General features: G+C 65.4%; 19 protein-coding genes (1 of these 19 only partly in view). 13 read left to right on the top strand and 6 right to left on the bottom strand.

Features of this window, described 5'->3' with window-relative positions; genetic code table 11:
• Positions 1-78: 78 nt before the first annotated feature.
• Entirely contained in the window at positions 79-723 is a 645-nt protein-coding gene (locus PSELUDRAFT_RS01410) for an arylesterase (RefSeq protein WP_231895281.1), read from the bottom strand.
• Here PSELUDRAFT_RS01410 and PSELUDRAFT_RS01405 point away from each other — a divergent pair.
• From PSELUDRAFT_RS01405 to PSELUDRAFT_RS01355, 11 genes are all read left to right on the top strand, one after another.
• Positions 722-1417, top strand: coding sequence for an ABC transporter ATP-binding protein (locus PSELUDRAFT_RS01405; RefSeq protein ID WP_088968345.1), 696 nt, complete (start codon positions 722-724; stop codon positions 1415-1417). The two genes, PSELUDRAFT_RS01410 and PSELUDRAFT_RS01405, sit on opposite strands and share 2 nt — an antisense overlap.
• Complete coding sequence (locus PSELUDRAFT_RS01400) at positions 1414-3903, top strand: ABC transporter permease (protein WP_231895280.1); 2490 nt, start codon at positions 1414-1416, stop codon at positions 3901-3903. The genes PSELUDRAFT_RS01405 and PSELUDRAFT_RS01400 overlap by 4 nt, the downstream gene beginning before the upstream one ends.
• Before the next feature lie 44 nt (positions 3904-3947).
• Complete coding sequence (locus PSELUDRAFT_RS01395; RefSeq protein WP_088965156.1) at positions 3948-4502, top strand: DUF2946 family protein; 555 nt, start codon at positions 3948-3950, stop codon at positions 4500-4502.
• Between the two features lie 134 nt (positions 4503-4636).
• Complete coding sequence (mltG, locus tag PSELUDRAFT_RS01390) at positions 4637-5635, top strand: endolytic transglycosylase MltG (protein WP_088965155.1); 999 nt, start codon at positions 4637-4639, stop codon at positions 5633-5635.
• A complete protein-coding gene (gene tmk / locus PSELUDRAFT_RS01385; protein WP_088965154.1) occupies positions 5635-6258 on the top strand; it encodes a dTMP kinase in 624 nt (207 codons plus the stop codon). Before mltG ends, tmk begins: the two co-directional genes overlap by 1 nt.
• Entirely contained in the window at positions 6258-7259 is a 1002-nt protein-coding gene (holB, locus tag PSELUDRAFT_RS01380; RefSeq protein WP_088965153.1) for a DNA polymerase III subunit delta', read from the top strand. The genes tmk and holB overlap by 1 nt, the downstream gene beginning before the upstream one ends.
• Positions 7259-7651 carry a PilZ domain-containing protein gene (locus PSELUDRAFT_RS01375; RefSeq protein WP_231895279.1) on the top strand — a complete coding sequence of 131 codons (393 nt, stop codon included), beginning with the start codon at positions 7259-7261 and terminating at the stop codon, positions 7649-7651. The genes holB and PSELUDRAFT_RS01375 overlap by 1 nt, the downstream gene beginning before the upstream one ends.
• 102 nt (positions 7652-7753) lie before the next feature.
• Positions 7754-8464 carry a hypothetical protein gene (locus PSELUDRAFT_RS01370; protein ID WP_088965152.1) on the top strand — a complete coding sequence of 237 codons (711 nt, stop codon included), beginning with the start codon at positions 7754-7756 and terminating at the stop codon, positions 8462-8464.
• 111 nt (positions 8465-8575) lie between these two features.
• Entirely contained in the window at positions 8576-9355 is a 780-nt protein-coding gene (locus PSELUDRAFT_RS01365) for a TatD family hydrolase (RefSeq protein ID WP_088965151.1), read from the top strand.
• A 10-nt stretch (positions 9356-9365) separates the two neighbouring features.
• Positions 9366-10148, top strand: a complete 783-nt coding sequence (locus PSELUDRAFT_RS01360; protein WP_088965150.1) for an MBL fold metallo-hydrolase — start codon at positions 9366-9368, stop codon at positions 10146-10148.
• Positions 10148-10489 carry a hypothetical protein gene (locus tag PSELUDRAFT_RS01355; protein WP_088965149.1) on the top strand — a complete coding sequence of 114 codons (342 nt, stop codon included), beginning with the start codon at positions 10148-10150 and terminating at the stop codon, positions 10487-10489. Before PSELUDRAFT_RS01360 ends, PSELUDRAFT_RS01355 begins: the two co-directional genes overlap by 1 nt.
• Before the next feature lie 41 nt (positions 10490-10530).
• On the opposite strand, the gene PSELUDRAFT_RS01350 is transcribed toward PSELUDRAFT_RS01355, so the two are convergent.
• Positions 10531-11424 (bottom strand): LysR family transcriptional regulator ArgP, encoded by an 894-nt coding sequence (locus PSELUDRAFT_RS01350; RefSeq protein ID WP_088965148.1) that lies wholly within the window; start codon positions 11422-11424, stop codon positions 10531-10533.
• 115 nt (positions 11425-11539) lie between these two features.
• Here PSELUDRAFT_RS01350 and PSELUDRAFT_RS01345 point away from each other — a divergent pair, with 115 nt between their 5' ends.
• The gene (locus PSELUDRAFT_RS01345) at positions 11540-12154 is read left to right on the top strand and encodes a LysE/ArgO family amino acid transporter (RefSeq protein WP_088965147.1); all 615 of its coding nucleotides are present in this window, start codon (positions 11540-11542) and stop codon (positions 12152-12154) included.
• On the opposite strand, the gene PSELUDRAFT_RS01340 is transcribed toward PSELUDRAFT_RS01345, so the two are convergent.
• The 4 genes from PSELUDRAFT_RS01340 to PSELUDRAFT_RS01325 all read right to left on the bottom strand — a co-directional run bounded on the left by PSELUDRAFT_RS01340 (position 12155) and on the right by PSELUDRAFT_RS01325 (position 14970).
• Entirely contained in the window at positions 12155-12457 is a 303-nt protein-coding gene (locus PSELUDRAFT_RS01340) for an isochorismate lyase (RefSeq protein ID WP_197693922.1), read from the bottom strand.
• Positions 12454-12765 (bottom strand): chorismate mutase, encoded by a 312-nt coding sequence (locus tag PSELUDRAFT_RS01335; RefSeq protein WP_088965146.1) that lies wholly within the window; start codon positions 12763-12765, stop codon positions 12454-12456. The genes PSELUDRAFT_RS01340 and PSELUDRAFT_RS01335 overlap by 4 nt, the downstream gene beginning before the upstream one ends.
• 58 nt (positions 12766-12823) lie before the next feature.
• Positions 12824-13849, bottom strand: a complete 1026-nt coding sequence (gene trpS, locus PSELUDRAFT_RS01330; protein WP_088965145.1) for a tryptophan--tRNA ligase — start codon at positions 13847-13849, stop codon at positions 12824-12826.
• A 299-nt stretch (positions 13850-14148) separates the two neighbouring features.
• The gene (locus PSELUDRAFT_RS01325; protein ID WP_088965144.1) at positions 14149-14970 is read right to left on the bottom strand and encodes a pyruvate, water dikinase regulatory protein; all 822 of its coding nucleotides are present in this window, start codon (positions 14968-14970) and stop codon (positions 14149-14151) included.
• 288 nt (positions 14971-15258) lie between these two features.
• Between PSELUDRAFT_RS01325 and ppsA the strand changes: the two genes are divergently transcribed.
• Positions 15259-17411, top strand: the 5' portion of a protein-coding gene (gene ppsA / locus PSELUDRAFT_RS01320) for a phosphoenolpyruvate synthase (RefSeq protein ID WP_088965143.1). Its footprint extends 235 nt past the window's final position; the window shows 2153 of its 2388 coding nt (coding positions 1-2153); the start codon lies at positions 15259-15261; its stop codon lies beyond the right edge, outside the window.

The raw sequence follows: 17411 nt of genomic DNA, 5'->3' as shown, positions 1-17411 counted from the left end.
GGGCTTTTGTTTTGTCATCGTGTTCAGCGCGCCAGCATGCGCCGCAGTGGCGCTGCCGGCTGCCTGGTCTGCACCCGCTCAGTGCCGGCGCAGCAGCGGCTGCAGCGTGGGCAGCACATTGGCCACCATGCGCGGCTGGGCGCTGGCGATCGGGTGGATGCCGTCACTCTGGAACTGGCTGAGGTCGCGCTCGAAGCCGGCCACCAGCAGCGGCACCAGCGCCGCCTTCTGCTGGCGCGCCACGTCGCGGTACACCTGCTGGAACCTGGCGCCGTATTCCGGGCCATAGTTTGGTGGCAGTGCCATGCCGATCAGCAGTACGCGGGCATGCGCGGATCTGGCCAGTTGTGCCATGCTGGAAAGGTTGCGCTGCATTTCGATAAGCGGCAGCCCGCGCAGACCGTCGTTGCCGCCCAGCTCCAGCACCACCACGTCCGGCCGGTGCTGTTGCAGCACCGCAGGCAGGCGCGACAGGCCGCCGGCGGTGGTTTCGCCGGACAGGCTGGCATTGATCACCGTGTGTTGTGCCCCCAGCTTGTCCTGCAGCAGCTTCACCCAGCCTTGCGCCGGGTTGATGCCGTAGCCGGCGGAGATGCTGTCGCCGAACACCACCACCCTGGCCGCCAGCGCCGCGGGGGCGGCCAGGGAGGTGCACAGCAGCAGGCAGGCCGGAACCAGGCGGCGCGCGGCGCCGGAACACAATGCAGACATGACGGACAACATGAACACTCCTTCGCAGCAAGACGCCATTCTCAGCGCCCGCCACGTGGCGAGGCAAGTGGATTACCACGGCGAGACGCTGAGCATCCTGCACGATGTCTCGCTGGACATCCGCCGTGGCCAGAGCGTGGCCATCGTCGGCGCCTCCGGCAGCGGCAAGTCCACCCTGCTGGCAATCCTGGCCGGGCTGGACGGCGCCAGCGCTGGTGAGGTGCAACTGGCCGGGCAGCAGCTGTCGGCACTGGACGAGGACGGCCGCGCGCTGCTGCGCCGCGAGCACGTCGGCTTCGTGTTCCAGAACTTCCAGCTGCTGCCGCAGCTTACCGCGCTGGAAAACGTGATGCTGCCGCTGGAGCTGGCCGGGCGCCGCGATGCACGCGAAGCTGCCAGCGCCATGCTGCAGCGGGTAGGGTTGGCCGCACGGCTGGCACACTACCCGCGCCACCTGTCCGGCGGCGAGCAGCAGCGCGTGGCGCTGGCGCGCGCCTTCGTGATGCGGCCAACCTTGCTGTTCGCCGACGAACCCACCGGCAACCTCGACCCGGTGACCGGCCGCCAGATCGTGGCGCTGATGTTCGAATTGAATGCAGAGGCCGGCACCGCGCTGGTGCTGGTGACGCATGATGCCGAGCTGGCCGAGCGCTGCGATGCCGTCTACCGGCTGCACGACGGCGTGCTGCAACGGGGTGAGGCATGAAGGCCGGCAGCCTGCGACTGTCGCTGCGCATGGGACTGCGCCTGCTGTGGCGTGAGCTGCGTGCCGGCGAGCTTACCGTGCTGCTGTTCTCGCTGCTGGTGGCGGTGGCGGCGATGAGCAGCGTGGCGTTCTTTTCCGCGCGCATCGACGGCGCGCTGACGCGGCAGGCCAGCCAGCTGCTGGCGGCCGACCTGGTGGTGAACGGCCGCGAGCCGGCGCCGCTGGACTGGCAGCGCCAGGCCGAAGCTGGCGGGCTGCGCACCGCGCGCAGCGCCACTTTTCCTTCCATGGTGTTTGCCCGCGACCAGGCCACGCTGGTGACGCTGAAGGCGGTGAGCGACGGCTACCCGCTGCGCGGCAATGTGCAGCTGCGCACGGCGGCCGGCGTACGCCAGGGCGCGCTGCACCCGGCGCCGGGCGAAGCCTGGGCCGACAGCCGGCTGCTGCAGAAGCTGGGCCTGCAGCTGGGCGATGAATTGCGTGTCGGCCAGCGCCGGCTGCGGCTGAGCGGCGAGCTGCTGCGCGAGCCGGATGGCGCGGTGGACTTGTACAACTTCGTGCCGCGGGTGTTGCTCAACCTTGGCGACCTGCCGGCCAGTGGCCTGGTGCAGGAGGGCAGCCGCATCCGCTACCGCCTGTTCATGGCCGGCGAGGCGCCGGCGGTGGCGGTGATGCAGCAGTGGCTAGCGCCTCGCCTGCCGGCGGGCAGCCGGCTGGAAGACATCGAGGAGGCGCGCCCGGAAGTGCGCTCGGCGCTGGAAAAGGCGCGGCGCTTCCTCGGCCTGTCCGCGGTGTTGTCGGTAACGCTGGCTGCCGCCGCGGTGGCGCTGGCGGTGCGCCGTTACCTGAACCGCCACTGGCAGAGCGTGGCGATGCTGCGCGCCTTCGGCCAGACCAGCGCCGAGGTGGCCACGGTATGGGGCAGCCTGCTGCTGTGGCTGGCCCTGCTGGGCGGCGGACTGGGCACGCTGGCCGGCTACGGCGTGCAGGCCTTGCTGATCAGCCTGGCCCGGCAGTGGCTGGGTGAAGGCTTGCCGGCGCCCGGGCTGCTGGCCTGGCTGTCCGGCCCGCTGTCGGCGCTGATCCTGCTGGCCGGCTTTGCGCTGCCGCCGCTGCTGGCGCTGCGCAAGGTGCCGGCGCTGGCGGTGCTGCGCGCCGATCTGCCGCGCCGTGGCAGCTCGCTGCTGGCGCCCTTGCTGGCGCTGCTGGCCTTGCTGAGCCTGGCGGCATGGCAGGTGGGGGATGCCACGCTGGCGGTATGGCTGCTGGCGGCGCTGTTCGGTTTTCTGGCCGTGGTGGCGCTGCTGGCCTGGGCGCTGGTATGGCTGCTGGGGCGCTATGCCGGCGGCAGCCAGAGCGGCTGGCGTCATGGCCTGACCAATCTTGCCCGCCGCCCGGCGCTGGCGGTGCTGCAGGTGGTGGCGCTGGCGGTAAGCCTGATGGCGCTGCTGACGCTGACCGTGGTGCGCGACGACCTGATCGGCGCCTGGCAGCGCTCGCTACCGCCGGATGCGCCGGATACCTTCCTGATCAACCTGCAGCCGCCACAGCGCGCGGCGCTGGCCGGGCTGTTCACCAGGGTTGGCCGCACGCCGCCGCAGATGCTGCCCATGACAAGAGCACGTTTGCTCAGCATCAACACGCGCCAGGTGCGGCCGCAGGATTATCCGAATGACCGCGCGCGGCGGCTGGTGGAGCGCGAGTTCAACCTGTCCTGGCGCGATGCGCTGGATGCCAGCAACCATATCAGCGCCGGGCAGTGGTGGCCGGCGGGCAGCCGCCAGCCGCAGTTCTCGGTGGAGGCGGGGCTGGCGCAGACGGTGGGCATCCGCCTGGGCGACATGCTGAGCTTCGACGTGGCCGGCACCCGCTACCAGGCGCGGGTGACCAGCCTGCGCAAGGTGGCGTGGGACAGCTTCCAGCCCAATTTCTTCGTATTGGGGCCGCCGGGCTGGCTGGGGCAGGAAAACGCCAGCTACATCGCCAGCTACCGCGCGCCGGATGCCGGCTTCAACAACCGGCTGGTGGCGGCGCTGCCGAATGTGACGGTGATCGACATCAGCGTGATCGTGCGCGAGGTGCGCGGGGTGATCGAGCGGCTGGCGCTGGCGGTGGAAGCGATGTTCGCGCTGACGCTGCTGGCCGGCATTCTGGTGCTGTGGGCGGCGCTGTCCACCACCCGCCACGAGCGCCTCGCCGACGCCGCCTTGCTGCGCGCACTGGGGGCATCGCGCGCCCAGGTGCGCAGCGTGCTGCTGGCCGAGTTGGGGGCGCTGGGCGCGCTGGCCGGCCTGCTGGCCGGCATCGGCGCCATGGCGGTGGGCAGTGTGGTGGCGGTGAAACTGTTCGATTTGCCGTTTGCACCCAACTGGCTGCTGCCGATAATGGGTCTGGCCGCCGGCGCGCTGCTGGTGGTGTTGGCCGCATCGCCATTATTGAAAACCATCAGCCGCACTTCACCGGTAGAAGTGTTGCGCGGCGTGTAAGCGTGCCACGGCCACAGGCCGTGAGGCGCGATGGGGAGGGAATTATGGATAACAGTGTACTGGCCGCCATGGCCAAATGGCCGAATGTGCCGGCGGTGTTCGGCTGGCTGCGGCTGGATGCGCGCGGCCAGTGGTGGCTGCGCGAGGAGCGCTTGTCGCAGCCGGCCATCGTCGAATTCTTCCAGCGCAACTACAGCCGCGATGGCGAGGGGCGCTTCTATGTACAGAACGGGCCGCAGAAGGTGTATGTGGCACTGGACGTGGCGCCGTTCATCGCCCGCCGCTGGTCGCAGGGCTGGCAGCTGGTGCCGGACCTGGATGCCGAGCGGCCGCGGCTGGCTTACCTGGACGACGATGGCCGCCTGTTCATCGAGATCGGCGGCGAGCCGGCGCTGGTGGACGACCGCGAGCTGCTGGCGCTGTCCGAGTGCATCGTCACTATCGACGGCGCGCAGCCGGACGAGGCCGCCTGGGCGGCCTGGCGGCGCGGCGACATGCGCCTGCACCTGAACCTGCCGGAAGGCGTGCTGCGCCTCAAGCCGCTGCCGGAAGGCGGTGTGGCCGGCAGCTACGGCGTGGTGCTGCAGCCATCCGCCTGAGCGCGTGCCGGGGGCGCAACGCCTGGGGCTTGCCGCCACGGGGGCAGCGCCGTCGCGTGGTATCATCACGCGCGATCTCGCAGGCCGCCGGCGGCCTGTGCCGGTAACAAGCGCATAACCTCCAGACAGGCAACATGATTCGACAGATTTTCCAGGCCCTGGCCCTGCTGGCCACCTTGCTCGCCCTGTGGCTGGCCTGGGTGGTGGTGGTGCCGGTGGTGCCGCCCAAACAGCCCTACGCAGTGACCGTGGGCCCCAACCGCACCATGAGCCAGGTCGCGCGCGCGCTGGAGGAAGACGGCGCCATCCGCAACCGCTGGGTGATGTCGCTGCTGTCGCGCATGATGGGCGTGGACCGCAGGCTCAAGCCCGGCCTGTACCAGTTCGGCAACGCCACCGCCATGTGGCAGTACCTGTCGCGCTTTGGCGAGGGCCACCCGGACCAGTCCAGCGTTACCATCATCGAAGGCTGGAACCTGCGCCAGTTCCGCCGTGCGCTGCAGCGGGAAAACGACCTGCAGCATGACACCGCGGACTGGTCCGACAGCCAGATCCTGGCGGCAATGGGCATCAACGGCGGCGTGGCGGAAGGCTTGTTCTTCCCCAGCACCTACTTCTACACCCCGGGCAGCAGCGATATGGCGGTCTACAAGCAGGCCTTCCACGCGCTGCAGCAGCAGTTGCAGGCGGCCTGGGAAGGGCGGGCTGCCGACGCTCCTTATACCAATGCCTACCAGCTGCTGATCATGGCCAGCCTGGTGGAAAAGGAAACCGCCAGCGAAGCCGACCGCGGCATGGTGGCCAGCGTATTCGTCAACCGGCTGCGGGTAGGCATGCGGCTGCAGACCGACCCGTCGGTGATCTACGGCATGGGCGAGCAATATCACGGCAGCATCGGCAAGGCCGACCTGCGCCGCGACACGCCATACAACACCTACACCCGCGACGGGCTGCCGCCGACGCCGATTGCGCTGCCGGGGCGCGCCTCGCTGCAGGCTGCGGCCAACCCCACGCCCAGCCACGCGCTGTATTTCGTTGCCAAGAACGACGGCAGCGGCGAGTCGAAATTTTCCGAAACACTGGACGAGCACAACGCCGCCGTCCGCCAATACATTCTGAAGAAGGGCCAATAATGTCCACCGCACGCTTCATCACGCTGGAAGGCCTGGATGGCGCCGGCAAGAGCACCCATCTCAACTTCATCCGCCACTGGCTGCAGCAGCAGGACATCGACGCCGTGTTCACCCGCGAACCGGGCGGCACCCCGCTGGGCGAAAAGCTGCGCGAGATCCTGCTGGACATCGACACCGACGCCACGCTGGATACCGAAACCCTGCTGATGTTCGCCAGCCGCCAGGAGCTGATCTCCACCGTGATCCGCCCGCAGCTGGCTGCCGGCAACTGGGTGGTGAGCGACCGCTTCACCGACGCCACCTTCGCCTACCAGGGCGGTGGACGCGGTGTGCCGGCAGACCGCATCGCGGTGCTGGAAAACTGGGTGCAGCAGGGCTTGCAGCCGGATCTCACCATCCTGCTGGACGTGCCGCTGGAAGTGGCGCGTGCGCGGCTGGAAGGCACCCGCCTGCCGGACCGTTTCGAACAGGAGCGCGAGGACTTCCACCAGCGTGTACGCCAGATGTACCTGGCGCGCGCGCAGGCCAACCCGCAGCGCTTCCTGGTACTGGATGCCAGCAGCCCGATCGACTACCTGCAGCAGCGCATCGCCGCCGCACTGGCCGAGCAGAAAGTCGCCTGATGCGCTACCCGTGGCAATACGCCGACTGGCAAAGGTTGGCCGCACATTTCGAGCGGCTGCCCAATGCCTGGCTGTTTACCGGCCCGGCCGGCATCGGCAAGAGCGAGTTTGCCGCCGAGGTGGCCAGGGCGCTGCTGTGCGAAAACCGCCAGCCGGATCACCACGCCTGCGGCCAGTGCCAGGCCTGCCACTGGTTCGATGCCGGCAACCACCCGGACTACCGCCACCTGACACCGCTGGTGGAGGATGAGGACGACGAGGGCAAGGAAGGCAAGGCCGCGCGTCGCAAGCTGCCGGTGATCAAGATCGACGGCGTGCGCGAGGTGATCGAATTCGCCCACCTGTCCTCGCATCGCGGCGGCCTGCGCGTGGTGGTGGTGGAACCGGCGGAAAGCCTCAACCCGGCAGCGGCCAATGCCTTGCTGAAAGTGCTGGAAGAGCCGCCGGCGGACGTGGTGTTCCTGCTGGTGGCCGATGCACCGCAACGGCTGCTGCCCACCATCAAGAGCCGCTGTCGCCAGTTTCCGCTCAGCGCCCCGGCAGCAGGCGAGGCCCTGGCCTGGCTGCAGCAGCAGGGCATGGCCGATGCGGCCAGCGAGCTGGCGTTCCACGGCGGCATGCCGGTGTTCGAGCATGACGCCGAGCTGGCCACGGTGCGTCAGGATTTCGTACAGGCGCTGACCCAGATCGGCATGGGCAGCGTGCTGGCGGCCATGGAAAAGCTCGACCGCCACAAACTGCCACTGGCGGTGCCGTTGTCATGGCTGGCCAAGTGGCTGCATGATCTGGCTGGTTTGAAGCTGGCCGGCCGGGTTCGCTATTATCCGGATATGCAGCCGGCGATGGAGCGCCTGCTGCCGCGCCTGGACCTGCCGCAGCTGATGCACTGCCAGCGCGAACTCGACCTGTTGCAGCCTTTCGGCCAGCATACGCTGGTAACCCGTTTACAACTGGAGGCCCTGCTGATGCACTACCTGAAAGTGTTCAGCGGCAAAAACTGATGACCGATTCCCCGATGCCCGCCCGCAACGACCCGGCTGACAAACCCGAACACGCCCGCCCCGGCGTGCTGTCGCTGGCCATCAAGGAGCGTAGCGCGCTCTACGCCGCCTACATGCCCTTTCTTGGCAACGGCGGCATTTTCGTGCCCACCGCCCGCAGCTACAACCTGAATGACGAGGTGTTCCTGCTGCTGACGCTGCTGGACGACCCGCAGAAGGTGGCGGTGCAGGGCAAGGTGGTGTGGATCACCCCGGCGGCCGGCAATACCAACCGCAGTCAGGGCGTGGGCATCGAGTTTGCGGCCAACGATGCCGGCAAACAGGCGCGTGAACGTATCGAAACCCTGCTGGCCGGCGCGATCAATTCCACGCGGCCGACGCACACCATGTAAGCAACGCTATTTGCATAACTGCTGTTTCTTCATGCTTGTGTTATCGGTAAAATCACTTGGCATTATTGAATGCCATAAAAATTGCACCGAGGAAGAGACAAGATGAAGAAAGCATTCGCATGGCTGGCGCTGAGCCTGATCGCTACGGCAGTACATGCCAATGATGCGGAGGTCGATTTCCGCTTTTTTGACAGCGCCAAGGAAAAAGGCGAGAAGTTTGTGGCAGCGCTGCCGAAGCAGAGCGTGGTCAGCAGACTGGTGCTGAAGGGTAAGCCGATCGATTTTGGCGGTGAGTGGCGGGTGCTCCGCAGCGATTACATGGTGGACCAGGTGATGGAGAGTGGTGGCCCCACCAGCACCCGCGATAGCGTTACCGGCTACCTGATTCTTGAGCGATCGCAGGCGGATGCCGATCCGGAATTCATGCAGCTTGAAATCGCGCTGGATGGTCGCGTGATGTACGAGTATCTGAATATCAATCCGACCTACTGTGTTCCCAGCAGCAACTACGTGTTTCAGCGTGTGGATGAGAGCCGCAAGGAGCGGATGGCCTGCCTGGCAACCAGTAAGCAGGTGGTGCCCCAGCCAGGCACAGAGGCTTCGGAGCGCAAGCTGTTCGGCCTGCGGGCGAGTGTGTACAAAGGCAAGGTGTTTCCGGTTGGCAGCGCTTTTTACGAGCAGGAGTTGATGGAGGCGCGCAACGCCAGCTATGTCTATGCCTACCGGGTGCGGATGGTCAAGGATGGGGCGCTGGAAGACATGAACCAGCGTGGCCTCAAACTGCGCGACAGCGTGCGCGAGAACTTCTTCTGATTCCCGGCAGTCTTGTACGGCAGCGGTTCACAACTGTTTGACGTTCTTCTACAATTTCGCAGGCAAACGTTGCGGCCAACTGTTGGCCGCAATTTTTTTGGAAGAAGCAACATGCTGGTCGATTCCCACTGCCACATCAATTTTCCCGACCTTGCCGTACGCATGCCGGAAGTGCTGGCCAATATGGCCGCCAACGGCGTGACGCACGCCATGGTGATCGGGGTGAGCAAGCCCAGGTACCCGGAGGTGCTGGCGCTGGCCGAGGCGCACGCCAACCTGTTCGCCACCGTGGGCATCCACCCGGACGACCCGGAAGCCGAGGAATTCAGCGAGGACGAGCTGGTGGCGCATGCCGCCCACCCCAAGGTGGTGGGCATCGGCGAAACCGGGCTCGACTACCACTGGTGCCAGGGCGACCTGGCCTGGCAGCACGAGCGCTTTGCAGTGCACATCCGCGCCGCGCGCCGTACCGGCCTGCCGCTGGTGATCCATACCCGTTCCTCCGCCGAGGACACGGTGCGGCTGATGCGCGAGCACGGCGCCGACACGGTGGGCGGGGTGATGCACTGCTTCACCGAAAGCTGGGACATCGCCCGCCTGGCGCTGGACCTGGGTTTTTACATTTCGCTGTCCGGCATCGTTACCTTCAAGAACGCCGCGGTGGTGAAGGAAGTGGCGCAGAAGGTGCCGCTGGACCGCCTGCTGGTGGAAACCGATTCGCCGTATCTGGCGCCGGTGCCGTACCGTGGCAAGACCAACGAGCCAGCCTATGTGAAGCACGTGGCCGAGCATGTGGCCGAGCTGCGCGGCATGGCGTTCGAGCAGCTGGCCGAGGCCACCAGCGACAACTATTTCCGCCTGTTCGCCAAGGCGCAGCGCCAAACGGCATAGGGAGAGCGTGATGACTTCGGTGCAGTGGACGGTACTGGGCTGCGGCTCCAGCGGCGGCACGCCGGCCATCGGCTGCAACTGCCCCACCTGCAGCTCCGGCGATGCGCGCAATGTGCGCACCCGCTGTTCCGCCTATGTGCGCATCGGCGAGCAGGGGCTGCTGATCGACACTTCGCCCGACCTGCGTCAGCAGGCATTGCGCGAAGGCATCACCCGCGTGGATGCGGTGCTGTACAGCCACCCGCATGCCGACCACCTCAACGGCATCGACGATCTGCGCGCCTTCTGCTACGTCAAGCGCGGGCCGATCACGCTGTACGGCAACGACTTCACGCTGGACAATATCCGCCGCCGCTTCGACTACGCGCTGGCACCGCCGTCGCCGGTATGGGACAAGCCGGTGCTGCTGACCGAGACGGTGAGTGCGCCGTTCAGCATCGGCGGGGGGACTGTCACGCCGATTCCGCTGCGCCACGGCGCCTGGCCCTGCCTGGGCTGGCGCATCGGCAACACCGCCTGGCTCACCGATGTATCGGAGATTCCGGACAGCAGCATCGCGCTGCTGCAGGGGCTGGATACGCTGTTCCTCGATTGCCTGCGGCCGGAGCCGTATCCTTCGCACCTGCACCTGGAAGCATCGCTGCACTGGGCGCAAAGGTTGGCCGCACGCCAGACCTGGCTGATTCACATGACGCACCAGCTGGAATATCACGCGCTGACGGCGCAGTGCCCGGCGGGTGTGTCGGTTGCTTACGATGGCCTGCAATTGCCGGCCGAGAACCTGGAAGACTGATGGGAACCCTGTTGATTCTGCTGACCTGCGTGGTCGGCGTGATTTTTGCCATTGCCGTGGCCACCTTCTACATCGGCTGCCTGGGCGCCACCATGGCGGCGCTCAATAACGGCCGTATCGTGTGGGGCAGCCTGTCGTTCTTCCTGCCGCCGCTGGCGCTGCTGTACGGCATCCGCAACCGGCAGCAGGTGGGCTGGAGCTATGGCTTCATGGTCAAGGGCGGGGCGGTGGTGGCGGTCATGCTGTTGGTCGCCTGGGGCGGCCTGCACCTGTTGCCGGAGCCGACACACGGGCAGGGCGACCTGATGGAAAGGCTGATGCCGCCGCCGGAACAGCAATAAACCGCTGCTTCGCTTGCGGCCAACGTTGGCCGCAAGCCTGGTCATGCCGGCAGCAGCACCTCGCGTGCCGCCGCCACCAGCGCCGCCGACAGCTGCTCCAGCCGCGGCGCCTGTACCTTCCAGCTGTGCCAGTACAGCGCCACATCCACCGGGCGCTCCGGCTGCAGATCCAGCAGACCCTCGTGGCCGCCATGCGCGGCCACTTGTACTTCCGGCAGCATGCCCCAGCCCAGCCCCAGCCGTACCGCCTGCAGATACGGGTCGGAGGCAGGCAGGAAGTGGCAGGGGCAGGCCGCCTGCCGCAGGCCGAAATGCTGCTGCAGCCACTGGTCCTGCAGTTTGTCCTTGCGGTTGTAGATCATCACCGGCGCGCGCCGCAGCGTGTCGCGGCTCACCCCGGCGGCGAAGTGGCGCTGCATGAAGCCGGGCGACGCCATGGCGCGGTAGCGCATCACCCCCAGCGCCACGGCACTGCAGCCGCGCATCGCTTGCGGCTCGGTGGAGACGCAGCCCACTGCCAGCCCGGCCTGCAGCAGGTTGTAGGTGTGGTCCTGATCGTCCACCGTCACCTCCAGCAGAATGCCTTTGCTGATCAGGAACGGCGCCAGCATCGGCAGGAACCAGCTGGCCACGCTGTCGGCGTTCAGTGCCAGCGGTACGCTGAGCAGGGCGCCGGCGTCGTCGGCAAAACTGGCTGCCAGGTCGGCTTCCAGCAGTGCGGCGCGCTGCAGGTGCTGCAGCAACAGCTGGCCTTCGCGGGTGGGGCGGCAGGGGCGGCTGCGCACCAGCAGCGGCTTGCCCAGGCTTTCCTCCAGTGCGCGGATGCGCTGCGACAGCGCCGACGGTGTGACGTGCAGCTGTTTGGCGGCGGCTTCCAGGCTGCCGCAGGCGATGCTGACCTGGAAGGCCTCGCTTTGTCGCGGGTCGAGTTTCATGCCGTTACCAGTAGTAAATTAAGCAAATTTAATGATACGGCAGAAAAATTAATCTTGCTGTTGGCCGCAGCGGCTTTGCGTCAAGATGGCGGCAAGTCATCAAGGAGCAGCGCACATGGACAGCATGGTGTTTTTCAAGGGAATGGGGCTGGGTGCCAGCCTGATCATGGCCATCGGCTCGCAGAACGCGCACGTGTTGCGCATGGGGCTGCTGCGCCAGCATGTTGGCGCCACCGTGCTGGTGTGCATCGTGTGCGATGTGCTGCTGATCGGCGCCGGTGTGGCCGGCATGGGTGTGCTGATCCAGCACAGCCCGCTGCTGCTGGAGCTGGCCCGCTGGGGGGGCGCGGCCTTCCTGTTCTGGTACGGGCTGCGTGCCTGGCGCGCGGTGCTGGGCAACGACAGCCTGGCGGTGGCCACCGGCCAGGTGCAGCTTTCCCTGCGGCAGGCGCTGCTTACCGTGCTGGCGATGACGCTGCTCAACCCGCACGTCTACCTGGATACCGTGGTGCTGCTGGGCTCCATCGGCGGCCAGCAGCCGGCAGGCAGCCGGCTGTGGTTCGCGCTGGGCGCCAGCTGCGCCTCGCTGCTGTGGTTCCTGTCGCTGGGCTACGGTGCCCGCCTGCTGGCGCCGCTGTTCGCCCGGCCGCTGTCCTGGCGCGTGCTGGACGGCGTGGTGGGCACGGTGATGTGGAGCCTGGCTAGTGCGCTGGCGCTGGCCGGCAGCTAGTTAGCTGCCCTGCCAGTGGCGCAGTTCCTCGGCAATGAAGTAATCCACCAGCTGGCGATACAGCGCCTCGATCACGTCGGCGGATAGCCCGGCCTGCGTGGCCCATTCCCGGCGCTGCGCCAGCATCTGTTGCAAGCGCTGTGGCGCGCGCACCGCGTCGGCATCGTGCTTGAAGCGGGCCGCGGCCTTCACGTAGCCGAAGCGCTCGCCCAGCAGGCGGATCACCTGCTGGTCGATGTCGTCGATGCCGGTGCGGATATCCGCCAGCGCGTGGCAGTCGGGCGCCGGCAGGCGCCCGCTCACGAGACCACGCCTTCCTGCTGCTGCAGGCGTTGCCGGCGTTCGCTTTCCACGAAGTGGCCGATCATGGTGCGGTAGATTTTGGCGGTCAGTGCCGCATCGGCCCCCAGTTCCCCCGCCAGCCGGCCGACGCGGCGCATCACCTGGTCGATGCGTTTGCCGTCTTCTTCCGGCTCGGCGCCGGGCTTGAAGCCGGCCGCCTGCTGTACGTACACACCGCGTTCGGCGATCAGGCTGACAATGGCGCGATCGAGGCGGTCGATCTGTTCGCGCACTTCGTTCAGGTTACGGCAGTCGTAGATCCATTCCATGCTGTGCTCCCGGTGTGCTTGCGGCCAACCCTGGCCGGTGGTGGCTGGCTGTTGGTGTCTAGTAGTAATTGAGGCCCATGGCGTTCTTCACTTCCGCCAAGGTGGTGGCGGCAACATCGCGTGCCTTGCGGGTGCCCTGTTTCAGCATTTCCATCACCTGCGCCGGGTCCCTGGCATATTCCTCGCGGCGGGCGCGGATCGGCGCCAGCAGTGCCTGCAGGCGTTCTTCCAGCTGTTTCTTGATCACGCTGTCGCCCAGGCCGCCGCGGCGGTAGCGGGCCTTGAGGTCTTCCACCAGCGCGCTGTCCGGCTCGAATACGTCCAGGTAGGCGAACACCACATTGCCTTCTACCTGGCCCGGGTCTTCCACGCGCAGGTGATTGGGGTCGGTGTACATCATCTTCACCGCGTGGCTGATCTCGTCGGCACTGGCCGACAGCGCCAGTGCATTGCCTAGCGACTTGGACATCTTGGCCTTGCCGTCGATGCCGGGCAGGCGGGCGCCGGCGGCGGGCACCACGGCTCGCGACTCCACCAGCACTTCGCGGCCAACGCTGGTGTTGAAGCGGCGCACGATCTCGTTGGTCTGCTCGATCATCGGGATCTGGTCTTCGCCCACCGGCACGATGCTGGCCTTGAAAGCAGTGATGTCGGCTGCCTGCGCCGCCGGGTAGGTGAGGAAACCGGCCGGAATGTCGCGCTCGTAGCCGCGCTGCTTGATCTCGTCCTTGATGGTGGGGTTGCGTTCCAGCCGCGACACGGTCACCAGGTTGAGGTAGTAAGACGCCAGCTCCATCAGCTCCGGCACCAGGCTCTGGATGAAGATGGTGCTCTTGGCCGGGTCGATGCCTACCGCCAGGTAGTCCAGCGCCACCTGCAGTACGTTGTCGCGCACTTTCAGGTAGTTGCCCATGTTGTCGGTGAGTGCCTGGGCGTCGGCCAGCAGCAGGAATTGCTGGCAGCGGTCCTGCAGGATCACGCGGTTGCGCAGCGAACCTACGTAGTGGCCAAGGTGCAGCGGGCCGGTAGTGCGGTCGCCGGTGAGGATGATGTCGCTACTGCTGATGTTTGCGAGGCTGTCCATGCTGATCTCCGTTGTCTGGGAGACCGACTTGGCGCTGGGGGAGGGGACTGCTGGAAAAAATCAACCCGGGGCGCCTTGTCGGCTGCTCCCGGGTTTGCTTGTGCGTACGCAACCTGGGTGCCGCCGTTAGTGGCGCCACCAGGTAAAAAAGCTGAAGGAAGTTGCGTAGCAGGTATTCATGCTTTCCATCTCAACATGCTTTATTGCATTGCGTCAAGCCAAAATTTCTATAGTTGGCCGCAGTGCCGGAAACTGCTCAACGCCGTATCAACAACGCGCAGCTGACGTGGCGCCGGAGCTTAGAAGCGCCGCACCAGGTGGGCATTGTGCATGATGGTGGAGGCAATCTCCTCGATCGACATATGCGTGGTGCTGATGAACTGCACGCCATGGTGGCGGAACATCGATTCGGCCTCGTTCACCTCGCGGCGGCAGTTTTCCATGCTGGCGTAGCGCGAGTCCGGGCGGCGCTCGGAGCGGATGTTGTGCAGGCGCGAAGGGTCGATGGTGAGGCCGAACATCTTCTGTTTGTACGGCAGCAGCATCTTGGGCAGCGTCGGGCTGTCCAGGTCTTCCGGCGTCAGCGGGTAGTTGGCCGCCTTGATGCCGTACTGCAGCGCCAGGTACAGGCAGGTCGGCGTCTTGCCGGAGCGCGACACGCCCACCAGGATCACGTCGGCTTCGTCCAGGTCCTTCAGCTTCACGCCATCGTCGTGGTTCAGCGAGAAATTCACCGCCTCGATGCGGTGGTCGTACTTTTCCTCGTCATCCATGCCGTGCGCCTTGCCCACCGACATGGTGGCCTTCTCGCCCAGCTCGGCCTCCAGTTCGCCGATGAAGGTTTGGAAAAAGTCGATTACCAGCGCGTTTTTCACCTGCAGCGCTGCGCGTACGTCGGCCTTGATGATGCTGGTGAAGACCAGCGGCTTGCGGTGATCGTTGGCCGCAATCTCGTCGATGCGCTGTGCCAGTTCCTGTGCTTTTTCCACCGTGTCGATGAACGGTTCGGTTTCGCGGTTGAATTCTTCGGTATCGAATTGGGTGAGCAAGGTGTTGCCGAGCGATTCTGCGGTGATACCGGTGCGATCGGAAACAAAGAACACGGAGCGACGGTTTGGCATGCTATGTCCTGCTTGGAGTAGGGTTGTGCGCAACAGTCTGTGCCCAATTGCCGCAAGCGACAAGATGCTGAGCCGCGGTGTGACAACCATGTTGCGGTTTAATGTAGTCGATAAATTACATTTTTCCTTAGCCAACAATGAGATAGCATCAACAAGGGAAGCCCATCCCCCGTTCCGGCAAGGGAAATCCCTTCGTTGTGCAATGCAAAAGTTGCTACGCAAACAAGGAGTTGTTCGGCTAGAATGCGGGCTTCCCTATCGTCCCAATCCAACACAGGAAGTGAAGTGATGGCAGAGAACTACGTTATCTGGTTCGAAAAGCTGCGTATGACTGATGTCGAAAGCGTAGGCGGTAAAAACGCCTCGCTTGGCGAGATGATCAGCCAGCTGGCAAATTCCGGCGTGCGAGTGCCGGGGGGCTTTGCGACTACCGCAGATGCCTACCGCGATTTTCTTCGACACAACGGGCTTGCCGACCGGATTAACGACGCCCTTGGCAAACTGGATGTCGATGATGTGACGGAGCTGGCCAAGGTCGGCAAGCAAATCCGCCAGTGGATCATCGATACACCGTTCCCGGAAAAGCTTGAAAATGACGTCAAGCAAGCCTGGGACAAAATGGTTGCCGACGCCGGTGGCGCCGATATCTCCGTAGCAGTCCGCTCCTCTGCCACCGCAGAAGACCTCCCCGATGCCTCGTTCGCAGGTCAGCAAGAAACCTTCCTGAACATCCGCGGCCTTGATAACGTCAAGGACGCCATCAAGCACGTATTTGCTTCCCTGTACAACGACCGCGCCATCTCCTACCGCGTGCACAAAGGCTTCGCCCATGACGTGGTGGCCCTGTCCGCGGGTATCCAGCGCATGGTGCGTTCCGATACCGGTGCAGCTGGCGTGATGTTCACCATCGATACCGAATCCGGCTTCGAGGACGTGGTATTCGTTACCGCCTCCTACGGCCTGGGCGAGACCGTGGTGCAGGGGGCCGTGAACCCGGACGAATTCTACGTACACAAGCCGACCCTGAAGGCGGATCGCCCGGCGATCCTGCGCAAGACCATGGGTTCCAAGCTGATCAAGATGGAATTCACCGATGCGTCGCAAGCCGGCCGCTCGGTACGCACCGTGGACGTGGCGCCGGAACTGCGCAAGCAGTTCTCCATCACCGACGCAGAAGTGGCCGAACTGGCCCACTACGCGCTGATCATCGAAAAACACTACGCCCGCCCGATGGATATCGAGTGGGGCCGTGACGGCGAAGACGGCAAGCTGTACATCCTGCAGGCCCGTCCGGAAACCGTGAAGTCGCAGGAAAACCGCAAGGACACCCTGCGTCGCTACCGCCTGAACAGCAAGTCCACCGTGCTGTGCGAAGGCCGTGCCATTGGCCAGAAGATCGGCCAGGGCGTGGTACGCACCATCAAGGACGCCTCCGAAATGGATCGCGTACTGCCGGGCGATGTGCTGGTAACCGACATGACCGACCCGGATTGGGAGCCGGTAATGAAGCGTGCCGCCGCCATCGTCACCAACCGCGGCGGCCGTACCTGCCACGCAGCGATCATCGCGCGTGAACTGGGCATCCCGGCCGTGGTAGGTTGCGGCGACGCTACCGCCGTGCTGAAAGAAGGCATGCAGGTCACCGTATCCTGCGCCGAAGGCGACACCGGCAACATCTACGACGGCCTGCTGGACGTGGAAATCGTTGACCTGGAACTGGACAAGATGCCCAAGTCCCCGGTCAAGATCATGATGAACGTGGGCAACCCGGAACTGGCTTTCGACTTCGCGCAGCTGCCGAACGAAGGCGTGGGCCTGGCGCGCATGGAATTCGTGATCAACCGCCAGATCGGTATCCACCCGAAAGCGCTGCTGGAGTTCGACCGCCTGCCGGCCGACCTGAAAGCCACCATCAGCGATCGCATCGCCGGCTACGCCAGCCCGGTTGACTTCTACGTCGACAAGATCGCCGAGGGCGTGTCCACTCTGGCCGCAGCGTTCACCCCGAAAAAGGTCATCGTACGCATGTCCGACTTCAAGTCGAACGAGTACGCCAACCTGATCGGCGGCCAGCTGTACGAGCCGCACGAAGAGAACCCGATGCTGGGCTTCCGTGGTGCCGCCCGCTACGTGGCTGACAGCTTCCGCGACTGCTTCGAGCTGGAATGCCGCGCCATCAAGAAAGTGCGCGACGTGATGGGCCTCACCAACGTGGAAGTCATGATCCCGTTCGTGCGCACCCTGGCCGAAGCCGAGAAAGTCATCGAGATCCTGGCTGCCAACGGCCTGAAGCGCGGCGAAAACGGCCTGCGCCTGATCATGATGTGCGAACTGCCGACCAACGCAGTACTGGCCGAGAAGTTCCTGCAGTACTTCGACGGCTTCTCCATCGGTTCCAACGACATGACCCAGCTCACCCTGGGCGTGGATCGTGACTCCGG

It is taken from the genome of Vogesella sp. LIG4 (genome assembly GCF_900090205.1).
Classification (GTDB): Bacteria; Pseudomonadota; Gammaproteobacteria; order Burkholderiales; family Chromobacteriaceae; genus Vogesella.
This window is presented reverse-complemented; position numbering and strand designations above follow the sequence as displayed.